25 protein-coding genes are annotated in these 23,969 nt (G+C 71.1%); 17 read left to right on the top strand and 8 right to left on the bottom strand.

All coding sequences use genetic code 11. The annotated features are described in order from the left end of the window. Positions 1 to 23: 23 nt before the first annotated feature. Together STRNI_RS17010 and STRNI_RS17005 are read right to left on the bottom strand one after the other, a co-directional pair. Entirely contained in the window at positions 24 to 596 is a 573-nt protein-coding gene (locus STRNI_RS17010) for a hypothetical protein (RefSeq protein ID WP_159486599.1), read from the bottom strand. Positions 597 to 789: 193 nt separating this feature from the next. Continuing rightward, the gene (locus STRNI_RS17005; protein WP_277411525.1) at positions 790 to 1,542 is read right to left on the bottom strand and encodes an RDD family protein; all 753 of its coding nucleotides are present in this window, start codon (positions 1,540 to 1,542) and stop codon (positions 790 to 792) included. Positions 1,543 to 1,784: 242 nt separating this feature from the next. On the opposite strand from STRNI_RS17005, the gene STRNI_RS17000 reads away from it, so the two are divergent. Together STRNI_RS17000 and STRNI_RS16995 are read left to right on the top strand one after the other, a co-directional pair. Continuing rightward, positions 1,785 to 2,639 carry a bifunctional methylenetetrahydrofolate dehydrogenase/methenyltetrahydrofolate cyclohydrolase gene (locus STRNI_RS17000; RefSeq protein ID WP_018089548.1) on the top strand — a complete coding sequence of 285 codons (855 nt, stop codon included), beginning with the start codon at positions 1,785 to 1,787 and terminating at the stop codon, positions 2,637 to 2,639. A gap of 66 nt (positions 2,640 to 2,705) precedes the next feature. Beyond that, on the top strand, positions 2,706 to 3,134 hold the full coding sequence (locus tag STRNI_RS16995; protein WP_018089547.1) for a DUF3017 domain-containing protein: 429 nt from the start codon (positions 2,706 to 2,708) through the stop codon (positions 3,132 to 3,134). 96 nt (positions 3,135 to 3,230) lie between these two features. Here STRNI_RS16995 and STRNI_RS16990 read toward each other — a convergent pair whose 3' ends face one another. Beyond that, entirely contained in the window at positions 3,231 to 3,644 is a 414-nt protein-coding gene (locus tag STRNI_RS16990) for a peptidase inhibitor family I36 protein (protein ID WP_159486595.1), read from the bottom strand. A gap of 319 nt (positions 3,645 to 3,963) precedes the next feature. On the opposite strand from STRNI_RS16990, the gene STRNI_RS16985 reads away from it, so the two are divergent. The 4 genes from STRNI_RS16985 (at position 3,964) to STRNI_RS16970 (ending at position 8,540) form a co-directional block, all read left to right on the top strand. Next, positions 3,964 to 4,815, top strand: coding sequence for a helix-turn-helix domain-containing protein (locus STRNI_RS16985; RefSeq protein ID WP_159486593.1), 852 nt, complete (start codon positions 3,964 to 3,966; stop codon positions 4,813 to 4,815). Next, complete coding sequence (locus tag STRNI_RS16980; RefSeq protein WP_277411524.1) at positions 4,812 to 5,717, top strand: helix-turn-helix domain-containing protein; 906 nt, start codon at positions 4,812 to 4,814, stop codon at positions 5,715 to 5,717. The genes STRNI_RS16985 and STRNI_RS16980 overlap by 4 nt, the downstream gene beginning before the upstream one ends. A gap of 254 nt (positions 5,718 to 5,971) precedes the next feature. Continuing rightward, on the top strand, positions 5,972 to 7,087 hold the full coding sequence (locus tag STRNI_RS16975) for a helix-turn-helix domain-containing protein (RefSeq protein ID WP_277411523.1): 1,116 nt from the start codon (positions 5,972 to 5,974) through the stop codon (positions 7,085 to 7,087). A 460-nt stretch (positions 7,088 to 7,547) separates the two neighbouring features. Next, positions 7,548 to 8,540, top strand: a complete 993-nt coding sequence (locus tag STRNI_RS16970; protein WP_018089544.1) for a malate dehydrogenase — start codon at positions 7,548 to 7,550, stop codon at positions 8,538 to 8,540. Between the two features lie 81 nt (positions 8,541 to 8,621). Here STRNI_RS16970 and STRNI_RS16965 read toward each other — a convergent pair whose 3' ends face one another. Further along, entirely contained in the window at positions 8,622 to 8,984 is a 363-nt protein-coding gene (locus STRNI_RS16965; RefSeq protein WP_266445840.1) for a hypothetical protein, read from the bottom strand. A 205-nt stretch (positions 8,985 to 9,189) separates the two neighbouring features. Between STRNI_RS16965 and STRNI_RS16960 the strand changes: the two genes are divergently transcribed. The 5 genes from STRNI_RS16960 to STRNI_RS16940 all read left to right on the top strand — a co-directional run bounded on the left by STRNI_RS16960 (position 9,190) and on the right by STRNI_RS16940 (position 13,672). Further along, a complete protein-coding gene (locus STRNI_RS16960) occupies positions 9,190 to 10,149 on the top strand; it encodes a helix-turn-helix domain-containing protein (protein ID WP_381845365.1) in 960 nt (319 codons plus the stop codon). Then, complete coding sequence (locus STRNI_RS16955; RefSeq protein ID WP_107451342.1) at positions 10,067 to 10,249, top strand: DUF397 domain-containing protein; 183 nt, start codon at positions 10,067 to 10,069, stop codon at positions 10,247 to 10,249. Before STRNI_RS16960 ends, STRNI_RS16955 begins: the two co-directional genes overlap by 83 nt. A gap of 147 nt (positions 10,250 to 10,396) precedes the next feature. Next, a complete protein-coding gene (locus STRNI_RS16950) occupies positions 10,397 to 12,253 on the top strand; it encodes a hypothetical protein (protein ID WP_277411521.1) in 1,857 nt (618 codons plus the stop codon). Next, entirely contained in the window at positions 12,240 to 12,614 is a 375-nt protein-coding gene (locus tag STRNI_RS16945) for a hypothetical protein (RefSeq protein WP_148590413.1), read from the top strand. Before STRNI_RS16950 ends, STRNI_RS16945 begins: the two co-directional genes overlap by 14 nt. 2 nt (positions 12,615 to 12,616) lie before the next feature. Further along, positions 12,617 to 13,672 (top strand): hypothetical protein, encoded by a 1,056-nt coding sequence (locus STRNI_RS16940; RefSeq protein ID WP_274737740.1) that lies wholly within the window; start codon positions 12,617 to 12,619, stop codon positions 13,670 to 13,672. 49 nt (positions 13,673 to 13,721) lie between these two features. Here STRNI_RS16940 and STRNI_RS16935 read toward each other — a convergent pair whose 3' ends face one another. Both STRNI_RS16935 and STRNI_RS16930 read right to left on the bottom strand, forming a co-directional pair. Continuing rightward, entirely contained in the window at positions 13,722 to 13,931 is a 210-nt protein-coding gene (locus tag STRNI_RS16935) for a DUF5988 family protein (protein ID WP_026169613.1), read from the bottom strand. 168 nt (positions 13,932 to 14,099) lie between these two features. After that, positions 14,100 to 15,062: a TolB family protein gene (locus tag STRNI_RS16930; protein WP_266445854.1), complete on the bottom strand. Its 963-nt coding sequence runs from the start codon at positions 15,060 to 15,062 to the stop codon at positions 14,100 to 14,102. A gap of 233 nt (positions 15,063 to 15,295) precedes the next feature. Here STRNI_RS16930 and STRNI_RS16925 point away from each other — a divergent pair, with 233 nt between their 5' ends. Next, a complete protein-coding gene (locus STRNI_RS16925; RefSeq protein WP_277411520.1) occupies positions 15,296 to 15,874 on the top strand; it encodes a carboxymuconolactone decarboxylase family protein in 579 nt (192 codons plus the stop codon). 28 nt (positions 15,875 to 15,902) lie between these two features. On the opposite strand, the gene STRNI_RS16920 is transcribed toward STRNI_RS16925, so the two are convergent. Together STRNI_RS16920 and STRNI_RS16915 are read right to left on the bottom strand one after the other, a co-directional pair. Continuing rightward, positions 15,903 to 16,454, bottom strand: a complete 552-nt coding sequence (locus STRNI_RS16920) for a Uma2 family endonuclease (RefSeq protein WP_277411519.1) — start codon at positions 16,452 to 16,454, stop codon at positions 15,903 to 15,905. A 94-nt stretch (positions 16,455 to 16,548) separates the two neighbouring features. Further along, positions 16,549 to 17,355 (bottom strand): hypothetical protein, encoded by an 807-nt coding sequence (locus tag STRNI_RS16915; RefSeq protein ID WP_018089534.1) that lies wholly within the window; start codon positions 17,353 to 17,355, stop codon positions 16,549 to 16,551. A gap of 214 nt (positions 17,356 to 17,569) precedes the next feature. Here STRNI_RS16915 and STRNI_RS16910 point away from each other — a divergent pair, with 214 nt between their 5' ends. From STRNI_RS16910 to STRNI_RS16890, 5 genes are read left to right on the top strand one after another with little or no spacing between them, the layout of a single operon-like run. Further along, positions 17,570 to 19,072, top strand: a complete 1,503-nt coding sequence (locus STRNI_RS16910) for an aldehyde dehydrogenase family protein (RefSeq protein WP_109892155.1) — start codon at positions 17,570 to 17,572, stop codon at positions 19,070 to 19,072. Positions 19,073 to 19,131: 59 nt separating this feature from the next. Then, complete coding sequence (locus STRNI_RS16905; protein ID WP_093637134.1) at positions 19,132 to 20,673, top strand: GMC family oxidoreductase; 1,542 nt, start codon at positions 19,132 to 19,134, stop codon at positions 20,671 to 20,673. Further along, positions 20,673 to 21,806 carry a quaternary amine ABC transporter ATP-binding protein gene (locus STRNI_RS16900; RefSeq protein ID WP_109892157.1) on the top strand — a complete coding sequence of 378 codons (1,134 nt, stop codon included), beginning with the start codon at positions 20,673 to 20,675 and terminating at the stop codon, positions 21,804 to 21,806. The genes STRNI_RS16905 and STRNI_RS16900 overlap by 1 nt, the downstream gene beginning before the upstream one ends. Continuing rightward, positions 21,806 to 21,976: a hypothetical protein gene (locus STRNI_RS16895; RefSeq protein ID WP_018089530.1), complete on the top strand. Its 171-nt coding sequence runs from the start codon at positions 21,806 to 21,808 to the stop codon at positions 21,974 to 21,976. The genes STRNI_RS16900 and STRNI_RS16895 overlap by 1 nt, the downstream gene beginning before the upstream one ends. Beyond that, positions 21,973 to 23,967, top strand: a complete 1,995-nt coding sequence (locus tag STRNI_RS16890; RefSeq protein ID WP_109892159.1) for an ABC transporter permease — start codon at positions 21,973 to 21,975, stop codon at positions 23,965 to 23,967. The genes STRNI_RS16895 and STRNI_RS16890 overlap by 4 nt, the downstream gene beginning before the upstream one ends. Positions 23,968 to 23,969 lie beyond the last annotated feature (2 nt).

Raw genomic sequence — 23,969 nt, 5'->3', positions numbered from 1 at the left:
TCGGTCGCTCGTGCCCGCTGCGGTCAGTAACGCGGCCGGCTGAACCAGGCGTTGCCCTCGTCCTTGGCGACGAAGACCAGCACCAGGATGCCGAGGACCGTGTGCACCAGGCCGATCGGGAACGTGAACAGGCTCAGCATGATGTTGGCGACACCGAAGACGATGGTGCCGGCGCGGACCCCGCTGCCGCCGTTGGCGAACTGCAGGGCCAGCGTGATCGCGGTCGCGGTGAAGACCACGATGATCACGATCACCGCGATCAGCAGGCCCTTGCCGACGTTCATCGCCGTGATGTTGTCGGCGGCGGTGTCCAGCGTGGCCTCGTGCGAGGCCTTGCTGACGCCGCCCAGCCCCATCACCGCGAGGACCAGGCCGATGAGGTTCAGACCGGAGAGCACGAACAGCATCACCCGGGCGGCCTTGACCCCGCCGGGCATGACCGTCGGGTACTGCATCTGCATACCGGGCATCCCGCCGCCGCCCGGGTACGGGCCGTACGGTGACGGCGGTTGCGGCTGCTGGGGGTAGCCGTAGTGGGGCTGCTGGGGCTGCTGACCCGGCGGTGGACCGTAAGGGTTCTGGTTGGGGTAGCTCACGAGCGGCGTCCTTCAAGCGTCTTGAGCGGATATCAGCGATGTAAGGGACGGTAGGCCAACCGGCTTCCGTCGTGCTCCGCGGGGCGGGGACCCGCTGTCCGTAAAGCCGCGAAGGCCCCGATCGCGCTGTTGCGAGGGGGCCTTCGGGGTTGGTGACGTCGGGCCGGTCTGCTGTCGGCGGGCCCGTGCCGGCCTACTTGGCCGAGACGACCACCGTGTTGACCATCTTGTCCGCGAACGTCTGGCTCTTCTCGTCCCACAGGGGCCACAGCCAACCGATGCCGCACAGCAGGCCGTTCACGTAGCGGCCGATGTAACGCACGAACGTCATACCGAAGCCGAGGGGCTGGCCGGTGGTCTCCTTGATCACGCGGATGCCCAGCGCCTTCTTGCCGGGGGTCTGGCCAGTGCTGCCTTCCTTGGCCATGAGGAAGAAGCTGCCGCCCACCATGATCAGCCACGCGAGCGCGATCATGATGATGGCGCCGACCGGGGTGGCGCTGCTCGCGGCCGAGTTGTAGGCGTCGCTGACGCACTGGACGTCGCCCGGGTCACAGGACGAGGTGTCCACGTCCGCCGCCGACGAGGCGGAGCTCGCCGCCATGACACCGGCGATGATGTACAGAATGATCGGCACGGCGGCGATGATCAGGCCGTCGAGCAGGAAGGCGCCGAGGCGGGCACCCCAGCTCGCGTAGCCGGTGGGCATGCCCATGCCAGGCATCGGCTGGCCGTAGGGCGCGGCCGCCTGCTGCGGGTAGCCGTAACCCTGCTGCTGCGGGACGGCCTGCTGCTGGGGGTAGCCGTACGGCTGCTGCTGGGGGGCCTGCTGGGGGTAGCCGTAGCCCGGCTGACCCTGGGGCGGGACCGGGGGCTGCTGGCCGTACGGGCCCTGCGGTGCCTGCGGCTGCTGGCCGTAAGGGTTGTTCGGGTCACCAAAGCTCACTGCTGTTTTCCTCCGTTGTGTTCAGTCGCGGACGACGCGGCATGACTGGGAGGAAAAACAGGTTTCACTGGCCACCCCCCGACGAAGCCTGCGGCACTGCGTGTCAATCCTTCTAGTTGCGCATTCACTCTGTCCAGTCAAGGTTGCTCACTGTTGTGCAAGTGCAATGATCAATTCCGGCCACGGGCGCCCCGCATGCCCTGATTGGAACGTTGCCGCCCTCATCCGGGAGGATGGGGGGCATGACTGCCCAGATTCTGGATGGCAAGGCCACCGCAGCCGCTATCAAGTCCGAGCTCGCCACCCGCGTGGCCGCGCTGAAGGCCAAGGGCGTGCAGCCCGGCCTCGGCACCCTCCTGGTCGGCGACGACCCGGGCAGCCGCTGGTACGTCAACGGCAAGCACCGCGACTGCGCCCAGGTCGGCATCGCCTCGATCCAGCGCGAGCTGCCGGAGACCGCCACCCAGGAAGAGATCGAGGCGGTCGTACGGGAGCTGAACGAGGACCCCGCCTGCACCGGCTACATCGTCCAACTCCCGCTCCCCAAGGGCATCGACGCCAACCGCGTCCTGGAGCTGATGGATCCGGCCAAGGACGCCGACGGGCTGCACCCGATGAGCCTGGGCCGGCTGGTGCTCGGCATCGAGGGCCCGCTGCCGTGCACCCCGTACGGCATTGTGCAGTTGCTGCGGCGCCACGAGGTCGAGATCAAGGGCGCCCATGTGGTGGTCGTCGGCCGCGGGATCACCATCGGCCGCCCGATGCCGCTGGTGCTGACCCGCAAGTCCGAGAACGCCACGGTGACCCAGTGCCACACCGGCACCCGTGATCTGTCCTCGCACCTCAAGCAGGCCGACATCATCGTCGCCGCGGCCGGTGTGCCGCACATCATCAAGCCCGAGGACGTCAAGCCCGGCGCGGCCGTCCTGGACGTCGGCGTCAGCCGTGACGAGGCCGGCAAGATCGTCGGCGATGTGCACCCGGGCGTCGCCGAGGTGGCTGGCTGGGTCGCCCCCAACCCGGGCGGTGTCGGCCCGATGACCCGCGCCCAGCTGCTGGTCAACGTCGTCGAGGCCGCCGAGCGCGCGGCCGGCTGACCGCGGCGGAACCTGAGACCCTTGTCTTCGACAGACGTATCCGGACACCGGAAGGGGCTGCCCGCCATGGGTGCCGAAGCGCATTCGGATGGAGCCTCCGAGCCGCAGCGCTCCTCGCGCCGCTTTCCGACGCTCACCCGCGACACGGCCCGGCCGGAAGGCGGCGGCCGCGCGACCTCGGGCGGCTACCCCGCGCCCGCCCGGCAGTGGCCGCTGCTCAGCGTCATGGGCGGGGTCGCGGTCGGCCTGCTGCTCGTGGCGCTCGACGCGTTCCGTATCGGGACGATGGTGATCGGGCTCTCCCTGCTGGCCGGGGCGGTGCTGCGATGGGCGCTGCCGTCGGTGGGGATGCTGGCCGTCCGCTCCCGCTTCACGGACATGGCGACGTACGGTCTGCTCGGCTTCGTGATCACGATGCTGTCGCTGATGGTGCAGCCCAAGCCGTGGATCCATATCCCGTTCCTGGACGACATCGTGCACTTCACGGTGCGCTAGGGAAACACACACCCCAAAACGGCGGCCCGCCCCTCCCCTCTGGAGGAGGCGGGCCGCCGCCGTGCTGTGACGAAGTGCACTACCGGTCCGGCCGGGTCAGCGCACGCACCACTTGTTGGAGTAGATGGTCAGGAGGTTGCCGCCGATGGCCTTCCAGCCGGTGCCGCGGTTCAGTTTTGCGTGCTGGCCCCGGTAGTTGGCCTTCTGGTAGACGGTCACGCTGCACTGGGTGCCGTTGTTGTACGCGGACAGCGGCCAGTTGAAGGCGCCGCCGTAGTGCTGGAGGTTCCGGTTGTTCGACCTGACCTTCTTCGGTGTGCCCTTGAAGTTCAACTTCGGGTAGACGCACAGATAGCCGCGGGGGCAGTTGGCCGGTGCCCGCTGGACGGTGACCGAGCCGTGCCCGGCCGGTGCGGGGGCGGCGGACGCGCCCGCGGCCGGGGCCAGTGCCAGGCCTCCGGAGACGGCCGCGGCGGCCGCGGTGAGGGCGATGCGCTTGCGGACGTTCATGGTGTGGGTTCCTCCCCGTGTACGGCGGAGGCGGCGCGAGGTCGACCGCGCCGCCGGCTGTTGCGCCACCGACTCTGCGCCCACCTGCCGTGTCCGGCCACGGCAACCGCCCCGGTGGGGACGCCGTGGGATGTCCCAGCCGCTGACCTGCGGGGACGGCACCGCTCCGGAGGCTTCGGTGGGACGGGGAGAGGCCCGGACACTGTCCCGGACAGCGCGCGGAGCGGCAAAGGGCAGAAACGGAGGGGGCATCCGCGCCATCATCGGCGACAAAGGGGGCCATGGCCTCGGGGGAGAACGAACGCGTATGGGGTGGGACATGTCGCGTTGGAGCGGGCTGCCCGCATCGCTGGACCATCGGGTGCGGCAACTGGTCGTACAGCTACGGAGGTTGAAGGACCACAGCGGGCTGAGCCTGGTCGCGCTGGCCGCCCGGACCTCGTACAGCAAGTCGTCCTGGGAGCGTTATCTCAACGGGAAGAAGCTGCCGCCGGCCGGTGCCGTGGAGGCGCTGGGGCGGCTCTGCGGGGCCGATGTGCCCCGGCTGCTGGCGCTGCACGAGGTCGCCGCACAGGCCTGGAGCGCCGGGCGGCCGACGCCGGAAGCCCGGCCGCGGGAAGTCCGGCTCCCGGAAGCCCGGCCGCCGCTCCCGCAGGACCGGAGCGGTCCCCCACCGCGGGCGGCGGGTGACGGGGCGCCGGTACCCACCGTTTCCGGGGCCGGCCGACGGGTGCCGCTCGGGTCGCTCGTCCTGGGCGCGCTGGCCGTGCTCGTGGTGGCCGGGGTGGCGCTGCCGGCCCTCCGTCCCTGGCAGGGCCACTCGGGCGCCTGGCGCGGTGCGGGTGCCGCGTTGGCCGGCCCTGCCCCCGGTGCCGCACCGGAGTTCACGCACCGGCCGGGGGAGGTCTTCGGCTGCCGTGTCCAGCGCCGGGGCGGCGTCCTGTACGCCGGACACAGCCGTACGGATACGGAGGTCCTGGGCAGCGGCGCGGAGGGCTGGGCCGTCGTCGAGGCACAGTGTCTGCTGCACCACCAGGGGTACGACCCGGGCGCGGTGGACGGCATCGTCCGCGGCCGGACCCGCCGCGCCGTACAGCGTCTGCAGGCCGGATCGGGGCTGCCCACGGACGGGACCGTGGGCCCCGCCACCTGGAAGGCGCTGCGCGGGTGAGCGGGCCCGGCAGTGAGCTGCGGGACGGGGTCGAGAGTGCCCGGCTGGCCGCGAGGCTACGGGAGTTACGGGCGCGCACGGGGCTGAGCCTGGCCGCGCTGGCCGCCCGGACCTCGTACAGCAAGTCGTCCTGGGAGCGCTATCTCAACGGGAAGAAGCTGCCGCCGCGGGACGCGGTCGAGTCGCTGTGCCGACTGGCGGAGGAGCCGGCCGGACGGCTGGTGGCGCTGTGGGAGCTGGCGGACGCGGCCTGGAGCGGACGGGGCCGGTCGGGCGCGGCGCAGGTCCGGGGCGGGGGGAGCGCGGCCCCCGGCGGGCCGGGGGAGGCAAGTGCGCCGGGTGAGGCCGGGGCTGAGGTGGCCGTGCCCGCGGCGGACGGAGGCGCCACGGCCCGGCGGGGGCAGGTCGCGCCGCGGCTGTCACGGCGGGTGGCGGGCGTGGCGGCCGGTGCCGGTGCCGGCGGGGTGGCGGTCCTCGTGGCGCTGGCCCTCTGGGCGGGGGCCGGTGGCGGCGGCCCGGTGGTGGGTGCCGAGCCCGGGCCCTCCGAGGTGACCGGCTGCCGGGCGCGGGCGTGCGACGGCCAGGACCCGGAGTCGATGCGCTGCGACCTCCCGGACCTGGTGCGGACGCCCGTGGAGCGCACCGCGTCCGGGGGAGAGCAGGTGCAGCTCCGCTACAGCACACGGTGCGGCGCGGCCTGGGGGCGGGTCAGGCACGGCCGGATCGGGGACCGGGTCGAGGTCGTGGTGCCGGGGGTGACACCGCGATCGGTGCGGGTGCTGGACCGGTTCGACGCCGAGGCCTCCCTCGTCACACCGATGGCAGCGGCCCGCGGGCCCGAGGGCGTCCTTCTGTGTCTCTATCCGGCGGGGGGCGGGCCCAAGGAGTGCTTCGCGGCATAGTGCCTGAGCGCGGCTTATATTGACACCATCCTGGCCGGTTCTTGTCAGGATACGTACGGAAGTCGTCCGGACTCCGACGGAAATGCCACACTGCAGGGGTCACGGGGCGCACGGAGGGGTGACGTATGCCCAAATGCTCCCGTGCGCCTGTGAAAGGGGATTGCCGTCCTGGCCGGGGGCGTCCTTACGGGGAGCAAGGAGGGCGGTCCGGGGGAGCCGCGCTTGGGCACGTGAGTGGGGAATAGGGGGAGGCAATGCCTCGCTGGAAGGCGCTTCCGGAGGAACTGGATCCGCAGGTGCGGGAGTTCGCCGGTCAGCTGCGCAGGCTCGTGGACCGCAGCGGACTGAGTGTGGCCGCCGTCGCGGACGCCACGGGCTACAGCAAAACGTCCTGGGAGCGCTATCTCAACGGGCGGCTGCTGCCACCGCTGCGTGCCGTGGTCGCGCTCGCCGAGACGACCGGCGCACAGCCCGCCCACCTCACCACGCTGTGGGAGCTGGCCGAACGGGCCTGGAGCCGCGCGGAGATGCGGCAGGACGTCACCATGGAAGCGATCAGCGTGGCCCAGGCGCGTGCCGCGCTGGGGTGGGACACCGACCAGCCCGCGGCCGAACCCCCGGCGAAGGGCGCGAAGTCCGCGAAGAAGTCCGCGAAGTCCGCACCGGCCTCGCAGGCTCCCGGGACGGCAGCGATGCCGCAGGCCCCCCAACCACGGCGCACGGACCTCCCGTCGGCCGCGGACTTTCCCGAATGGGCGGCGGCAGCGGACCGTTCCCCGGCCGCCGCGGCGCCCGCGGCCCCGAGCCCGGCTGCCCGGCGCGGCAGCCGTGGCCGGACGGTCATGTTCGCCGTGGTCGGTGCGGTCGGTGCGGCGCTGGTGGCCGGCGCCGCCGTATTGCTGCTGAACCCCGGCACCGGCCCGGCCAAGAAGGAGGCGACCCGGCCCGCGGCCGCTCCGAGCGCGGAGCAGGCCCTGCCCGCCGGGGTGCGCTGCACCGGCGCCGGCTGTGTGGGCAAGGACCCGGAGGACATGGGGTGCGGCGGGCAGCACGCCATCACCCCGTCCCGCGGAAAGGCGGGCCGTGCGGTGATAGAGGTCCGCTACAGCAAGGTCTGCCACACCGCCTGGGCCCGGATCAGCCGCGCGGCACAGGGCGACCAGGCCACCCTCAGCGCCGGCGGCCACAGCGCCACGGCGCGGGCCGAGCGGGACGGCGCCGCCTACACCCCGATGGTCGAGGTGACCGGCGACCCGGCGAAGGTCGCCGCCTGCGGAACGACCGTGGCGGGGGTCAAGGGCTGCTCCCGTCCGGTTCCGGCCACGCCCGCCGGAGCACCGGCCCCGTCGGCCGGCTCCGCGGCCCGTTAGCCGACGTCCCTGGCAGGGGTCGGCAACCGCGCACAGCGAGGGCCGCCCCGGACCGCCCGCAGGGCCGAAATCTCCGCCCTCGAACGATGTCCGAAAGTCAGGGGGCATGCCCGCCGGGATCCCGGGCATGCGACGAGTACCCCCCCACGGGTGTGGCACAACTAGGCGGCCGCCCGCTTCCCCCCTCCTTGAGCGGGCGGCCGCCAGCCACTTGTCCACAGGGGCCGCCCGGAGCGCACGCCGATCCCCCCACGGCAGGTTCCGACGGCCGTACGGACGTCCCCGAGGTACCCGGTGAGGTGTTCCACACCGGCCCGGCACCGGGCCCGGGCAGGGGTCCGATAGCCTGACGGCCGGGTCTCTCGATACCAAGAGACCTCGATAGCTGGGCAGGGACACCCACCGCCACCCATGGTGGTCCAGGGGCTTGCCCCCGGAAAACACCGCGCAGGAGATCGCCATGACCCGCACTCCCGTCAATGTCACCGTCACCGGTGCAGCCGGCCAGATCGGTTACGCACTGCTCTTCCGCATCGCTTCCGGTCATCTGCTCGGCGCCGACGTGCCGGTCAAGCTGCGCCTTCTGGAGATCCCACAGGGTCTGAAGGCCGCCGAGGGCACCGCCATGGAGCTCGACGACTGCGCCTTCCCGCTGCTGCAGGGCATCGACATCTCCGATGACCCGAACGTGGCCTTCGACGGCGCGAACGTCGCGCTGCTCGTCGGCGCCCGCCCCCGCACGAAGGGCATGGAGCGCGGCGACCTCCTGGAGGCCAACGGCGGCATCTTCAAGCCGCAGGGCAAGGCCATCAACGACCACGCCGCGGACGACATCAAGGTCCTGGTCGTCGGCAACCCCGCCAACACCAACGCGCTGATCGCCCAGGCCGCCGCGCCGGACGTACCGCGCGAGCGCTTCACCGCCATGACCCGCCTGGACCACAACCGTGCGCTCTCGCAGCTCTCGAAGAAGACCGGCACCCCGGTTTCCGAGATCCGCCGGCTGACGATCTGGGGCAACCACTCCGCCACCCAGTACCCCGACGTCTTCCACGCCGAGGTCGCCGGCAAGAACGCCGCCGAGGTCGTCAACGACCAGAAGTGGCTGGCCGAGGACTTCATCCCGACCGTCGCCAAGCGCGGTGCGGCGATCATCGAGGCCCGTGGCGCGTCCTCCGCCGCCTCCGCCGCCAACGCGGCCATCGACCACGTCCACACCTGGGTCAACGGCACCGCCGACGGCGACTGGACCTCCATGGGTATCCCCTCGGACGGCTCCTACGGCGTCCCGGAGGGCCTGATCTCCTCCTTCCCGGTCACCACCAAGGACGGCGCGTACGAGATCGTCCAGGGCCTGGACATCAACGACTTCTCCCGCGAGCGCATCAACGCGTCCGTGAAGGAGCTGGAGGAGGAGCGCGAGGCTGTCCGCGGTCTCGGCCTCCTCGGCTGACCCCTCGCCGAGGCCGCCCCACGCGGCGGCACCGCAGCACCACCCGAGCCCGCACGGCCCGCAACGGCCGTGCGGGCTCGGTCATGTGCGCTCGGCCCGCAGCTCCCTTGCGTCGGCCTCCTGGTCACCGTCCGTCGCCACGGGCAGGCGCGCGCCCCGGCTGTCGGCGACCCGCAGCACATCGCCGAAGGACTGCGTGGTCGCCCGCAGCGCCAGCCGTAACGCGTGTTCCCCCGCCTTGCCGTCGTCCAGTACGGCCACCGCGCCCTTGAGCACCTCGGCACCGTCACACAACTGCTCCGCCTCGATCTCATCGGCCAACCGCGACAGCACACCCCCGGCCCCGTCCGCCGACAAGAAGCACGGCTTCCCGCCCTCGCTCTCCCACGGCAGCAGACGCAGCCCCGGCACGGGCGCGGGGGCGGCATCCCGGTCGTAACTCATGCTCAATGACTCCCAGAAGTTGATTGCGGCGAGAAGGCGGCGCGGTCGGCCGAACGACCCGTTACGTTGGGTGTGTTCAGCGTTGCGCCCCGTAGCGCGGGTCGCAACGTCAGACGCGTGACACTCACCATCTGGCACCAAGGGGGATGCGGTGAGCCGACGACGACGCAATGCAGAGAGTGGACCGGCAGCCACCAATGCCGCCGTGTTCGGGGAGGTCTTGAAGCACTTCCGGGAGGCGGCGGGCCTCACGCAGGAGGAGCTGTCGAACAAGATCCCGTGCGACCGCTCACAGGTGGCCCGCGTGGAGGCGGGCACCCGCGTACCGCAGGACACCTTCGCCAAGCAGTGCGATGACCTGCTGGGGACGGGCGGAGTACTGCTGCGGCTATGGGGGCGGATCGACTGGTATCCGGAGGTGCAGCATCCGGACTGGTTCGAGCGGCGGGCGGAGATGGATGCGGAGGCGGTCGCCCTGCGTGCCTATCAAGAGCAGGTCATCCCGGGGCTGTTGCAGACGCCGGATTACGCGCATGCGCTGTTCAGTCGCCGCATCATGAGCGCCGAGAAGGTGGAGGAGCGAGTCCGGGCGCGACTGAGCCGACAGCAGCGCTTCCTGGCTGTCAACGGCCCGCTGTACGTAGCCGTTCTGGACGAGAGCTGTCTGCGCAACGTTGTGGGCAGCCCGGAGGTCATGCGCGACCAGTGTGCGCACCTGTTGAGCGTCGGGCAGTACCCCAACGTCCGTGTACAGGTTGCTCCGGCCGACCGTGCCGAGCTTCGACGACCCAAAGCCTCCATGGCCCTGATCGCGTTGCCCGACGGGAAATATTGGCTCTACTCGGAGTCGCTGGACCGTGGCCATTTCAACGACGATCCGGCCGTCTATTCCCGTCACACCCAGACCTATGATGTGCTCAGGGCGGATGCTCTGTCAGCCCCCGAATCCGCCGCTCTGATCGGCGACTTCATGGAAGGGTACGGGGACCATGAACAAGCACCAGCTGAGCACAGCGATATGGATGAAGAGCAGCTACAGCCACGACGACGGCGGCGACTGCATCGAGGTGGCGCTCACCTGGATGAAGAGCAGCTACAGCCACGACGACGGCGGCAACTGCATCGAAGTAGCCCCCGGTATCCCCGACGCCGTCCCCGTCCGTGACAGCAAGGACCCGCACGGGCCGGTGCTTGTCTTCCCGACGGGCGGCTGGTCGTCGTTCGTCGGCGCCCTCAAGAACGGGGAGTTCCCCGCGGCCGTCTGACCCGCGCGGCAACCTTGGGTTATCGCGCTGACACGGAACGCTCCGCTCCCCTATGCTGCGGTTTCCGCACGCCTTGGCCGGAGCCGCAGCTCATCCGCCCAACAGGCCTGCGGCGACAACTCGTTGGTGTGGTGATGGGGGAAGCCGATGACGCGGACGGATGTGCCTGCCCAGCCTGGTGATCCAGGCGATCCACAGCGGTTACGGAAAGCGGCCGGAGGCTCTTCGCCACCGGCGCAGCTCCCGCCGATCCCGCCCGGCGCCAGCGAGGCCACCCGGCTGCTGTGCGCGGGCACCTACATGGACGACAGCTTCCGTGACGCGGTCATCGACGAGCTGTACGTCCACGAGGAGCGGTTCGCCGCCCCGTCTTTGGGCATCGACGCCGCCCGCGTACTGGCCCATGCGCTGCGCGCCCGGCGGCTCCAGCTCGGCTGGGCGGCCACGATCCTGCTGCTGTGGATCGTGGCGCTCCCGCTGTCCTACGGCCTCGCGGCGCTCTACGTCTTCCCCGTCGTCCTCATGGCGCTGGGCCGCGCCGTCCGCCGGGCGCCGGTCCCGCAGTGGCTGGCCCGCTACGTCTCCTTCTGCCTGCGCTGGTACGGCAGGCTGTCGCTGGCCTTCCTGTGGCTGTCGCTGCTGGTGGCGGCGTTCGGCGGCGCGGTCGGCATCCTGGGGGGCGCAGGGTCCTTCCCGGCACTGCTGCCGGACGTGTTCAGCTCCCTTACCGGGGGCAGTTCGGACGGCTACGGCTCCGCCTATGACTCCGCCTATGACTCCGCCTACGGCGGCTCCAGCACCGCGTACGAGGCCGGTGCCGTGCTCGGTGCCCTGTTCGGGGTGTGGGTCGCACTGCTGCTGCCGCTGCTCGTGGCCGTGGTGGTCTGGCTGCAGGACGGGCAGTTCGCCCGGGTGCTGGCCCACGAACTGTCCAGGGAACGCTTCCCCGACGTCATGTCCGACCCCGCCGAGCGCGCCGAAGGCCTCCGCTTCCAGCGGCTGCGGGACCGGGTGCGGACCGAGCAGCACGGGCCGCTGGTGATGTACCGGGCCGCCGACCCGTTCTGCGGTGCCGGCTACCCGTACAAGACCTGGTCGCTGTCGGTGGAGCTGAACCCCCGCACCGACGGTGCCGCCGAACCGCTCGACAACAGCGCCATCCTGGCCCGGATCGTGCCGCTGGTGGCGGCGCTGCGGGTGCCGTCGCCGCACGGTTCGCCGGAGTCGGCGGCCGCGGTCCGCGACCGGCTGCGCGCGCTGGAGATCGACGAGTGTGTCTTCCTGCCGGCCGAGGGGCTGCCGACGCGGGCGGCGGCGCCGTACGCCCCGGAGGCGTTCGAGCAGCACCGGGCGCGTGCCGTGGAGGAAGGCGGCGAGACCCGGCGGCACTTCCTGCGCATCCGGGTCGGCGGCTGGAACGAGGGCGTCGTCACCACGATCTTCGTACGGGTGCACACCCAGGGCGGGATGCTGATGCTGGAGGTCGCGCCGCATGTGCTGTGGCCGTTGCGGCAGCAGTTCCAGGACGCCGACCGGATCGCCCACCAGTACCGTCACCACCACCACTTCGGCAAGGCGGTGTGGGCGCTGGCCAGCACGCCCCGCTCCGCCGGACACGCCCTCGGCACGCTGGCCCGCGGCGCGTTGTCGGCCTGGCGGCTGGCCACCGCGGGGCATGGCGCGGCGCTGCCCGAGGGCCCCGGAGCCTCCGTACGCGAACTGGGCTCGTACGGGGAGTCCTCGCTCTTCCAGGACATGGACGTCGCCCGCTATCTGAAGACCATTCAGCAGCGGGTGGCGGCCGGGGTGACCACGGCACTGCGCGAGGCGGGCTACCAGACCGACGAGTTCGAGCAGCGGATCGTGCATGTCGCCGAGGGCGGCGTCTATGTCGAGTCCGCCCAGGGCGCCGTCGGTATCGGCGACCACAACACGATCACGAACAACGGCACCACCCCGCGTGGTGCAGGGGCGAAGGGAAGTGCCAAGCGTGGCAACGGCTGACGAACGCGGCAACGGGATCCACATCGGCAGCGTCCAAGGCGCCTTCGCCATCGGCAACCACAACACGGTGACCCACAACGAGGGCCAGGCCGTACCGGTGGGGGACCCGGCGCAGGAGGAACTGCTGCGCGCCGTCCGCGCGTTGCGCGACGATCTGTCCCGGGCGGTGGAGAGCCCGCAGATCACGGCCCTCAGCGGGGAACTCGCCGAGACCGAGGCGGAGATCGCGGACAGCGGCGCGGCGGGCCCCGGCCGGCTGGCCCGGCTCCGTACGGCGCTCGCCGACGCCGGTGCCGTGGTGGGCCTGCTGGCCTCCGGTGCCGCGGTGAGCCAGGCGGTCGCGGCGCTGGCGGGAGGCTGACCATGAAGCGCGGCGGCCAGGCCCGCTGGAACGACGAGACCCAGAGCTGGGAGGACGGCACCCCACCCCCCGCGCCCTACACGGGCCCGATGCCGCCCCGGCCGTCCTTCACACCGTCGGTGGACGGGGCGGCGGCGAGGGGAGGCCCTGCCGGGGGCGGGGCGCCGACGGCCGGCGCGCCTGCGGACGGGGCCATGACGGGTACCTCTCCGTCCGCCACCCCTCCGTCCGCCACGCCCCCGACCGGCGGGCCCTCGACCACCACGCCCCCGGCAGACACCGCACCCCGCACCACGTACCCGTATCCGCACCCCAGCTCGTATCCCGGTGCCGGTGGCTTACCGGACCCCGCCACCGACCCCTTCCACACCCCCGTGTCCGGCGCCGGATACGGGCCCGGTGTCCGGCGCCGTACGGCACTGGTCGCCGGTACGGCGGTGGCCGTGATCGCGGCGGCCATCGGCGGCGGCTATCTGCTCTGGAACCACGGCGACGACCCGGCCGCCGCCCATCCGCCGGCCCGCACCAAGGCCTCCGCCCCGTCCGGCACGGCCACCTCGCCGTCCACCGGCGCCACGGACAGCACCGCGCCCGCCCCCACCCTCACCGACCTGCCCGACGGCTACCGCCTCGCCCACGACAAGAAGGGCTTCACCTTGGCGGTGCCCGGCACCTGGACGCGCAGCGAACGCAAGACCGGGGTTTTCTACACCGCCCCGGACGACCGCGGACTGGTGCAGATCTTCGAGATCACCGACCCCGAAATCACCCCGCGCGAGGCGTTGCGGCAGGCGTCGCAGGGCCTGTCGAGCAATCCCGGCTACGAGGAGATCAGCCTGGAGCCGCTGGGCTTCCCGGGGCCGGGCATAGACGCCAACCAACTGGTCTATGCCTATGACAGCAAGCGTCTCGGGACACGCGTCAAGGTCGTCGACTGTGCCTTCACCGCCGCCGACGGCCGCCAGTTCGCCGTACTCGTCCTGGGTCCCGAGACCGACTGGCCGCAACAGGAGTACACCCAGCAGATCGCGCTGCGGACCTTCGTTCCCCATAGCTGAGCGGTCGGCACGGCATACCTGAGCGGTTGGGACAGCGCGCGGACCGTCGCTACCCGGGCAGCTCCGTGCGCTCCCACCACTCGTAGACGGGCAGGGTCCCCTCTGAGGTCTTCTGCTGCCGGTCGGTGGCCCGGAAGTGTTCATAGCCATTACGGAACGGGATCTTCAGCTCGGTCCCGGGCGGATCGATCGGCACGATCCGCCCGGCGAGCTCCTCGGGGCCGCCTTCGAGCACTGCTTTCGCCGCTGTGTCAGCCATGCCTGCATTGTCTTCCGGGCCGCCGGTCCCGGCCCCTCCGGTTCGGCAGCGCGGGTGACGGCCCGTCGACGGTGCTCGGCGGGCCCTGCGAACGGCCGGCCCGGCGGGACACACGTCCCACCGGGCCGGCCGCGGTGCCATGGAGCGGCTACTTGTCGATCCGGTCGGCTACTTGCCGACCCAGTCGGTCAGGGTCCCGCCGGTGTCGGCGACGGCCCGGAGACGGGTGCCGTCCGCGTCGACCATGTAGAGGCGACGGGTCGCTGTGGCGTCGTCCCAGCCGGAGAAGGCGATGCGGGTGCCGTCGGGGGAGTACACCGGGGTCCGGACGTCCGTGACGGAGGTGGCCCAGGTGGCGGAGTCGTAGAGGTCCGACTGCTCGCCGGTCACCGTGTCGACGGCCTTCAGACCGTACGTTCCGCCGTAGACGATGCGCCGGCCGTCCGGGGACCAGTCGGGCGGGGTCGACACGGCCTGGTGGTCGGTGGTGACCTGCCGGCTCTCGCGGGTGGCGAGGTCCATGACGTACACATCCGTGCCGTACTCGGTGCCCTCGGGGCCCTCGTACGAGGTGGCGCGGAGGTAGGCGATACGGCTGCCGTCCGGCGAGAAGGTGGCGCGGAGTCCCGAGGTGGTCAGCGTCTCGCGCCCGGTTCCGTCGGAGTTGACCGACTCGATGCCGCGGGGGGTGTCGAAGACGACCCGCTTGCCGCTCGGAGCCCAGTCCGGATTGGCGACGTACACCTCCCCGGTCTCGCTTTCCACGCCCGGGGCCAGTACCCGCTGGTTGGCGCCGCTCGCCGTGGCTGTCACCAGGTCGGGGCGGTAGGTGCAGCCCTCGGCCTGCGGGACGCAGGTGTCGCCGTAGCGGATGTAGGCGATCTGGGAGCCGCTGGGGGAGTAGAGGCCATCCAGGCCGTTCGCGACGGTATGGGTGACCGCTCCGTCAGCGGGGTCCATTTCGACGGTCCGGCGCTGGTCGCCGGACCGCTCGGACACCAGGAGCCGGGTCTCACCCAGGCTGCCGGAGCCGTCCGAGGTGAGGGGGGCCGCCGCGGACGCACTGCCCATGAGGGGCAGGCTCACCGCGGCGGCAAGAACGATGGGCAACGCAGTGCGTGAAATCCGCACGTACGCTCCTTCCGTGACGAGGCCGGGGCGGCCTCGGTGTACGTGAGCCCGAGGATTCGAACTCACATAGGAACAAGCGTCTGCGGGCGCAAAAGCGTCACACCGTTCACGGGGCCTTCACGCGCCTCACTGCCGCACCGTCCGGTGTCACATCCCGCGGCGCCCGCTCGTCAACGTGGTGAAGGACGCCCTCTCCGGGGCGTCACAGCACACCCGAACGAGGAGGCACCGCCATGGCCCGGATCTCTCTCACGCCGCGGCGCACACTCACCCTGCGACTGGCCGAGTGGTACTCGCGGCGCGCATACGGCGAGGTGTTGCAGCCCGCACTGGCACTGGGCCACCACCCCAAGGTCCTCCGCTCCTACTTCTCCTTCGAGAGCAAGGTGGCGCGCTGGAAGGCGCTGGACCCGAAGCTGAAGCTGCTGGCGGAGATGGCGTCGGCGGTGACGATCGGCTGCTCGTGGTGTGTGGACTTCGGCCACTGGTACGCCGACCAGCTGGGGCTGCCGCTGGAGAAGGCCGCCAAGGTGCCCGACTGGCGGGCGCACGAGGAGTCCTTCACCGAGCTGGAGCGGCTGGTGCTGGAGTACGCGGAGGCGATGACCGCCACGCCACCGGCCGTGACCGACGAGCTGGCCGAGAGCCTGCGCCGGCGACTGGGCGACACGGCGTTCGTCGAGCTCACCGCCATGGTCGCGGTGGAGAACCTCCGCTCCCGCCTGAACAGCGCCATGGGCCTGCGCAGCCAGGGATTCTCCGACGCCTGCGCGATCCCGCCGGGGAGGCGGACGGCCGACGGAGCGGTGTGAGGGCACGGGGCGGCACCGGCCGGTGGGGTCAGTCCCTGGGGAACTCTTCGGTGGAGAAGGTGATTCCGACGACCGTGTGGGTGAGGTCGACAGGCGTGCCGTAAGCGATGGTGCTGTCGATCTTGTAATCGCCGTCCTGCGGGTCGGTGAAGACGCGGCACCGGCCCAGATAGGGGTCGGCGATCATGTAGACGGGGACCTCGGCGCGGGCGTAGGCCTTCTTCTTGGGGCCGTAGTCGTTCGGCGCGGTGCCCTTGGAGGTGACTTCGGCGATGAACTCGACGTCCTGGTGGCGCCAGCGCCCGGACTCGTTCTTCTCGGCGCCGTCGGAAATCTTGGCGACGTCCGGGGCGAAGCCGTTCCGCTCACCGGGAAAGGTGATCCGGACGTCTGAGGTCACCAGGGCCTCCATCCCGAAATGGTCGTCCAGTCCCCGAATGATGCGGCGGATGGTCTGCCAATGGACGTCGCACTGCGGCGTCATGTACACGGCACCCTCGACGATCTCGACCTTGTATCCCTCGGGGGCGGGCAACCGCTGCAGCTGCTCGAACAGTGCGTCCGGACTCAGCTCAGTCACCGTGCCGCTCCTCCCCGCCGCCCGCGCGCCGCGGGCAGCCGCACGGTTCAACGATACGTATGTACGAACGGTTACGTACCGCGACCGACGGGAGTCACGTGTTCTGCGAGCCCCGCAGCCGCTCCTCCAGTACCGAGATGTCGGCCGTGTCGCCGGGGGCCGGGGTCTTCGTGGAGACCGGGGTGTCGTAGTTGCTCAGGAGGATGGTGCCGGTCTGGTGGTCGACCTCGGCGGTGAGTTTGAGGGGGTAGTGCTTGCCGTCGATGGCCACGTAGAGGGTCTGGACGGCGCCCTGGGCCTTCTTGACGACCGGGAGGACGCGGGTGCCTTCGTGGGTGGTCGGGCGGCCCTTGGTGAGGGTGGGGGTGACGGAGGGCGAGGGGGCGCCGGAGGGCGGTTCCTCGGGGGGTATCGCGGTCTTCTGGAAGGCGGTGAGGTCGCAGGCCGCGGAGAGGTTGTGGAGGAAGGCGTCCTTGGTGGTGCCGTGCAGGAAGGTGTTCTTGTACTTGGCGGCGGCCTCGTCGCCCTCGTTCCCGGGCAGCTGGCTCTTCCAGAAGGCGGCGTCCGGCTTCATCCAGACCTGGTTCCCGCGCTTGACGAGCTCGACGCGGCCGAGCTCGCCCTTGCTGATGGCGCCGGTGCAGTTGCCGGCCTGGTCGAGGGTGAGGTCGAGTTTGGTGGGATCAGCACTGGTCTGGGTGCGCAACCGCAGCGATTTCGCGGCGACCAGTTGGCGGAGGGCGTCGTCGGAGATCTGCTGGGCGGATTTGTTCGCGAGGTCGCCCTCGCCGCCGTCCGGGTCCTCGGCCGCCGCGGCGCCGGTGCAGGCGGGCCCGACGATCAGGGCCGCGCCGCAGGTCAGGGCGGCGGTGGCGGTGGCGGCACGCCGTCTGCTGGTCATCTGGGTACCTCCGGTCCCGAGGGAAAATACAGCCTGGGACATACGGCTATTCAGGGTACGTTCCGGGACATTCGGCCGCACATTCAGTGAGTCGAGTCACTTTCCATGAACGTTTGGGCATAGGTCCGCCGCTTCCGGGGAGGGGTCCACGTTGCTGGTGACGCCAGTGGTTGCACCAGTGGGAACGAGATCGGTAACCGGAAGGCAGAACGACGTGTCGTCAATCGAGACCATTCACGTAGACGGGGTGTGGCTGGCCGCCGCATCCGGCGAAACGCGGGAGGTCCTCGACCCCGCCGACGCGACGACGCTCCAGCTGGTGTCCGAGGGCGGTGCCGAGGACGCCGACGCGGCGGTCGCGGCCGCCCGCCGGGCCTTCGACGAGGGTGACTGGCCCCGTACGGCCGTCGCCGAGCGCTCCGCGCTGCTCCGCCGGGTCGCCGACCTGCTGCAGCGCGACCGCGAGGAGATCGCGCTCATCGAGAGCCGCGACACCGGCAAGACGCTGGAGGAGGGCCGGGTCGACGTCGATGACGTCACCAACGCCTTCCGGTACTTCGCCGACGTGGTGATGAACGAGAGCGGCGGCCGGGTCGTCGACGCCGGTTCGCCGGATGTGCACAGCGTGGTCGTGCACGAGCCGGTCGGTGTCTGTGCGCTCATCACCCCGTGGAACTACCCGCTGCTGCAGGCAAGTTGGAAGATCGCGCCGGCCCTCGCGGCCGGCAACACTTTTGTGATCAAGCCCAGCGAGGTCACCCCGCTGTCGACCGTGCACCTGGTCAAGCTGCTGGTCGAGGCCGGGCTGCCGGCCGGGGTCGCCAACATCGTCACCGGTGCGGGCCTCCCGGTGGGCCAGCGGCTCGCCGAGCACCCCGACGTCGACCTGTTCTCCTTCACCGGTGGCCTGGTCAGCGGGACGAAGGCGGGTGCGGCCGCGGTCTCCGGCGCCAAGAAGATCGCCCTGGAGCTGGGCGGCAAGAACCCCAATGTGGTCTTCGCCGACGCCTGCGCCACCGAGGAGGGCTTCGACACCGCCGTCGACCAGGCGCTGAACGCCGCGTTCATCCACAGCGGCCAGGTCTGCTCGGCCGGCGCCCGGCTGATCATCGAGGAGTCGGTGCGCGACCGCTTCGTCTCCGAGCTCGCCCGCCGCGCCGAGAAGATCAAGCTCGGCCGGGGCACCGAGGACGGTGTCGAGTGCGGTCCGCTGGTCTCCCAGCAGCAGCTCGACAAGGTCGAGGCCTATGTCGCCTCGGCGCTGGCCGAGGGTGCGCAGCTGCGCTGCGGCGGCGCCCGGCCCAAGCCGTCCGACGTCCGCCCGGCCACCGGCTACTTCTACGCGCCGACCGTGCTCGACGGCTGCCACCGCGAGATGAAGGTGATCCGCGAGGAGACCTTCGGCCCGATCCTGACGGTGGAGACCTTCACCACCGAGGACGAGGCCGTGGCGCTCGCCAACGACACCGAGTACGGCCTGGCCGGCGCCGTCTTCTCCGCCGACACCGCGCGCGCCCGCCGGGTCGCCGCCCGGCTGCGGCACGGCACGGTCTGGATCAACGACTACCACCCCTACCTCCCGCAGGCGGAGTGGGGCGGCTTCGGCAAGTCCGGAATCGGACGGGAATTGGGCCCCACGGGTCTGGACGAGTACCGCGAGAGCAAGCACATTTACGAAAACCTCCGGCCGGAGCCGGTGCGCTGGTTCGCGGGCTGACACCCGCCCCTGTCACAGCACCACCCGCACCACGCACGTTGTAAGAAGGAGCACCCCCAATGCCTGTGTATGACTATGTCGTAGTCGGCGGCGGCACCGCCGGTTCCGTCATCGCCTCCCGTCTCACCGAGGACCCGGACGTCACGGTCGCCGTCATCGAGGGCGGCCCCTCCGACATCGACCGCGAGGACGTCCTGACACTGCGCAAGTGGCTCGGCCTGCTCGGCGGCGACCTCGACTACGAGTACACGACCACCGAGCAGCCGCGCGGCAACTCGCACATCCTGCACAGCCGCGCCAAGGTGCTCGGCGGGTGCTCCTCCCACAACACCCTGATCTCCTTCAAGCCGCTGCCGTCCGACTGGGACGAGTGGGAGGCCGCGGGCGCGGCCGGCTGGGGCGCCAAGGAGATGGACCCGTACTTCGGCAAGCTGCGCAACAACATCGTGCGGGTGGCGAAGAAGGACCAGAACCAGATCGCGACGGACTGGATCGAGGCCACCAAGACCGCCCTCGGCGTGCCCGAGGTCGTCGGCTTCAACGACAAGCCCTTCGACGAGGGCGTCGGCTTCTTCGACCTCTCCTATCACCCGGAGAACAACAAGCGCTCCTCCGCTTCCGTCGCCTACCTCCACCCGCACATGGAGGCCGGTGACCGCCCCAACCTCCACCTGATGCTGGAGACCTGGGCCACCAAGCTGGAGCTGGACGGCACGACCGCCAAGGGCGTCCACGTCCGGACGAAGGACGGCGAGGAGGTCTACGTCGAGGCCGCCCGCGAGGTGCTGGTCTGCGCCGGGGCCGTCGACACCCCGCGGCTGCTGATGCACTCCGGCATCGGGCCGAAGAAGGACCTGGAAGCGCTCGGTCTGCCCTGTGTGCTCGACCTGCCGGGCGTCGGCGAGAACCTGATCGACCACCCCGAGTCGGTGATCGTCTGGGAGACCGAAGGGCCGATCCCGGGCAACTCCGCGATGGACTCCGACGCGGGCCTCTTCGTCAAGCGGGACCCGGAGCACAAGGGCCCCGACCTGATGTTCCACTTCTACCAAATCCCGTTCACCGACAACCCCGAGCGGCTGGGCTACGAGCGCCCCGAGCACGGCGTGTCGATGACCCCGAACATCCCCAAGTCCCGCTCCCGCGGCCGCCTCTACCTCACCTCCGCGGACCCCGAGGTCAAGCCCGCCCTCGACTTCCGCTACTTCGAGGACGAGGACGACTACGACGGCAAGACCCTCGTCGACGGCATCAAGCTGGCCCGCAAGGTCGCCCAGGCCGAGCCGTTCGCCAAGTGGCTCAAGCGGGAGGTCTTCCCCGGCCCCGAGGTCACCGACGACGCGGAGATCAGCGAGCTGGTGCGCAAGGCGGCCCACACCGTCTACCACCCGGCGGGCACCTGCAAGATGGGCGCCGCTGACGACCAACTCGCCGTCGTCGACCCCGAGTTGAAGATCCGCGGACTGTCCGGCATCCGTATCGCCGATGCCTCCGTCTTCCCGACGATGCCCGCGGTCAACCCGATGCTGGGCGTGCTCATGGTGGGGGAGAAGTGCGCTGAACTGCTCCATAAGGCTCCGACCCAAGGAGGTGATGCGTGATGGCTACCACCTCCGCCGGCGCATCCGAGATACCCAACGCCCGTACGCCCGAGGACACCTCCGCCACCGAGGCGTCCGACGGCCGTGAGGTCGTGTTCTCCGTACGCAACCTCTGGAAGGTCTTCGGCCCCAAAGCCGAGCGCATCCCCGAGGACTCCTCCGTCACGGAGCTGAGCGCCCAGGAACTGCGTGAGCAGACCGGCTGTGTGGCCGCCGTCCGCGATGTCTCCTTCGACGTCCACAAGGGCGAGGTCTTCGTCGTCATGGGCCTGTCGGGCTCCGGCAAGTCCACTCTCGTCCGGTGCCTGACCCGGCTGATCGAGCCGACCAGCGGCGCGCTGGAGATGGACGGCGAGGACGTCCGCGCCATGGACCGCGCCACGCTGCGCGAACTGCGCCGCCGCCGCGCCGCCATGGTCTTCCAGCACTTCGGTCTGCTGCCGCACCGCACCGTCGTCGACAACGTCGCCTACGGCCTGGAGATCCAGGGCGTGAGCAAGACGGAGCGCCGCGAGAAGGCCAACGAGATGGTCGACAAGGTCGGCCTGGCCGGGATGGAGAAGCGCCGCCCCGGGCAGCTCTCCGGCGGCCAGCAGCAGCGCGTCGGCCTGGCCCGTGCGCTCGCCGTGGACCCCGAAGTCCTGCTCTTCGACGAGCCGTTCAGCGCGCTCGACCCGCTCATCCGGCGCGATATGCAGGAAGAGGTCGTCCGCCTGCACCGCGAGGAGGGCCGGACGATGGTCTTCATCACCCACGACCTCAGCGAGGCGCTGCGCCTGGGTGACCGGATCGCCCTGATGCGCGACGGGAAGATCGTCCAGCTCGGCACCCCCGAGGAGATCGTCGGCTCCCCGGCCGACGACTACGTCCGCGACTTCGTCCGGGACGTCCCCCGCGAGCAGGTGCTGACCGTGCGCCGCGCGATGCGCCCGGCCGAGGACGGCGAGGCCGACCAGGGCCCCGCGCTGAGCCCCGACACCCTGATCTCCGACGCCATCGAGGCGGTCGTCCGCTCCGGCGGTGCGGCCCGTGTCGTCGACGGCAAGCGCTGCCTGGGCATCGTCGACCACGCCTGTCTGCTGAACGTGGTCGCCCGGCTCGACAGCCCGCAGCACGACGAGGTGGCCGCCTGATGTACACCGCGACCACCCGCGACGGCGCCCTCCGCGCCGTCGGCTCCAGAGCTCCCGCCGCCACGCCCCGGACCCGGCTGCGCGCCTCCTGGCTGCGCCACTGGCGTGAGGCCCAGCGCTGCGCCGCGCTGAACGTGCCCACGGGCACCGTGAAGCGGGGCCGCGCATGAGTTTCTTCGGCACGCCCCCCATTTCCCAGAGGTACCTCGACACCGTCAAGCCCGCCCCCGTGCAGCAGCTGCTGCGCCGCCCCGGCCTCGGCAAGCTCCTGCTGCTCGCCGTCGCCGCGGCGGTCATCGTCCCGCTGCTGCACGCCAAGTTCGGGGCCGCCTGGCCGTCGTCGCTGACCATCGATGTCTCCGGCCCGCTCGGCAAGACCAGCGACTGGATCATCGACAACCGCGACAGCCACCCGCTGTTCGTCTACTTCCTCGGTCACCTCAGCAACGCCGTGGTGATCTCCGTACGCGGCGTCTACCTGCTGCTGCTCGCGCTCGGCTGGACGGGTGTGACGGCCGGTGTGACGCTGATCGCCTGGCGCGTCGCCGGCGTCCGCATCGCCGCCACCGCCCTGATCTCCTTCCTGGTCAGCGGCCTGCTCGGCATGTGGGTCCCCACCATGCAGACGTTCGCGCTGATGGTCGTGGCGGTCGCCGTCTCGGTCGTGGTCGGCGCCCTGCTGGGCCTGGCGGCCGGCCTCTCCGACCGCCTGTTCAAGATCCTTCGCCCGGTCCTGGACACCATGCAGGTCCTGCCTGCCTTCGCCTACCTCCTGCCCGTCGTGCTGGTCTTCGGCATCGGCGTACCGGCCGCCCTCCTGGCCACCGTGATCTACGCGGCTCCGCCGATGGCGCGGCTCACCGCGCTCGGTCTGCGCGGCGCCGACCCGGGCGTCCTGGAGGCCGTCTCCTCGCTCGGCGCGACCGGCCGGCAGCGGCTGCTGACCGCCCGCCTGCCGCTGGCCCGCAAGGAACTCCTCCTCGGCGTCAACCAGACGATCATGATGGCGCTCGGCATGGTCGTGATCGCCTCGATGATCGGCGCCGCCGGTCTCGGTGACCGCGTCTACCAGGCGCTCGCCTCGGTCGACGTCGGCGCCGCGCTCGCCGCCGCCATTCCGATCGTGCTGCTGGCCATCGTCATGGACCGCACCACCGCGGCGGCCGGTGAACGGCTCGGTGCCGACACCGCCGCCACCGGCCCGAAGTGGCTGCGCGGCTGGCAGGCCTGGACCGGCATCGCCGTGGTCACCGCCGCCCTGGCCCTGGCCGGGCGGCTGAGCGGCTCGCTGGTCTGGCCGGGTGCCTGGGCGGTCGATGTCGCCCGGCCCGTCAACGACTTCAAGGAGTGGATGGTCGACCACCTCTACTCCGGTATCCCGGTCATCGGCGGCACCGCCGACTGGGCCGCCCACTTCACCGACTGGGTCCTCAACCCGCTGCGCGACGGCCTGACCGCGCTGCCCTGGTACGGCACGCTGCTCATCGTCGCCGCGCTGGCCTGGCTCATCGGCACCTGGCGCACCGCCCTGACCGCCGTCCTCGCGATGGCCGCCATCGGTGTCCTGGGTGTCTGGAAGCCGTCGATGAACACCCTCTCCCAGGTGATCGCCGCCCTGGCGGTGACCTTGGTGGTGGGCTTCGGCATCGGCATCCTGGCGGCGGGCAGCAAGCGCTTCGAAGCGATCCTGCGCCCGGTCCTGGACGTCATGCAGACCATGCCGCAGTTCGTGTACCTGATCCCGGTCGTCGCGCTCTTCGCCGTGGGCCGCGCCCCGGCCGCCGCCGCTGCCGTGGTCTACGCCCTCCCGGCCGTCATCCGCATCACCACCCAGGGCCTGCGCCAGGTGGACCCCGCCGCCATGGAGTCCGCCCGCTCGCTGGGCGCCACCCGCTGGCAGATGCTGCGCCAGGTCCAGCTCCCGCTGGCCCGGCCCTCGCTGCTGCTGGCCGTCAACCAGGGCGTGGTCATGGTCCTCGCCGTCGTCATCATCGGCGGTCTGGTCGGCGGCGGTGCCCTCGGCTACGACGTCGTCACCGGCCTCGCCACCGGAGACCTGGCCCTCGGCCTGGTCGCGGGTGTGGCCATCGTGTGCCTGGGCCTGATGCTCGACCGGGTCACCCAGCCCACGGAACGCCGTACGGCGGGGAAGGGAGCCTGACC

This window comes from Streptomyces nigrescens (assembly GCF_027626975.1).
Lineage (GTDB): Bacteria > Actinomycetota > Actinomycetes > Streptomycetales > Streptomycetaceae > Streptomyces > Streptomyces nigrescens.
The sequence above is the reverse complement of the archived record's forward strand: the minus strand, read 5'-3'. Positions and strand labels throughout refer to the sequence as shown.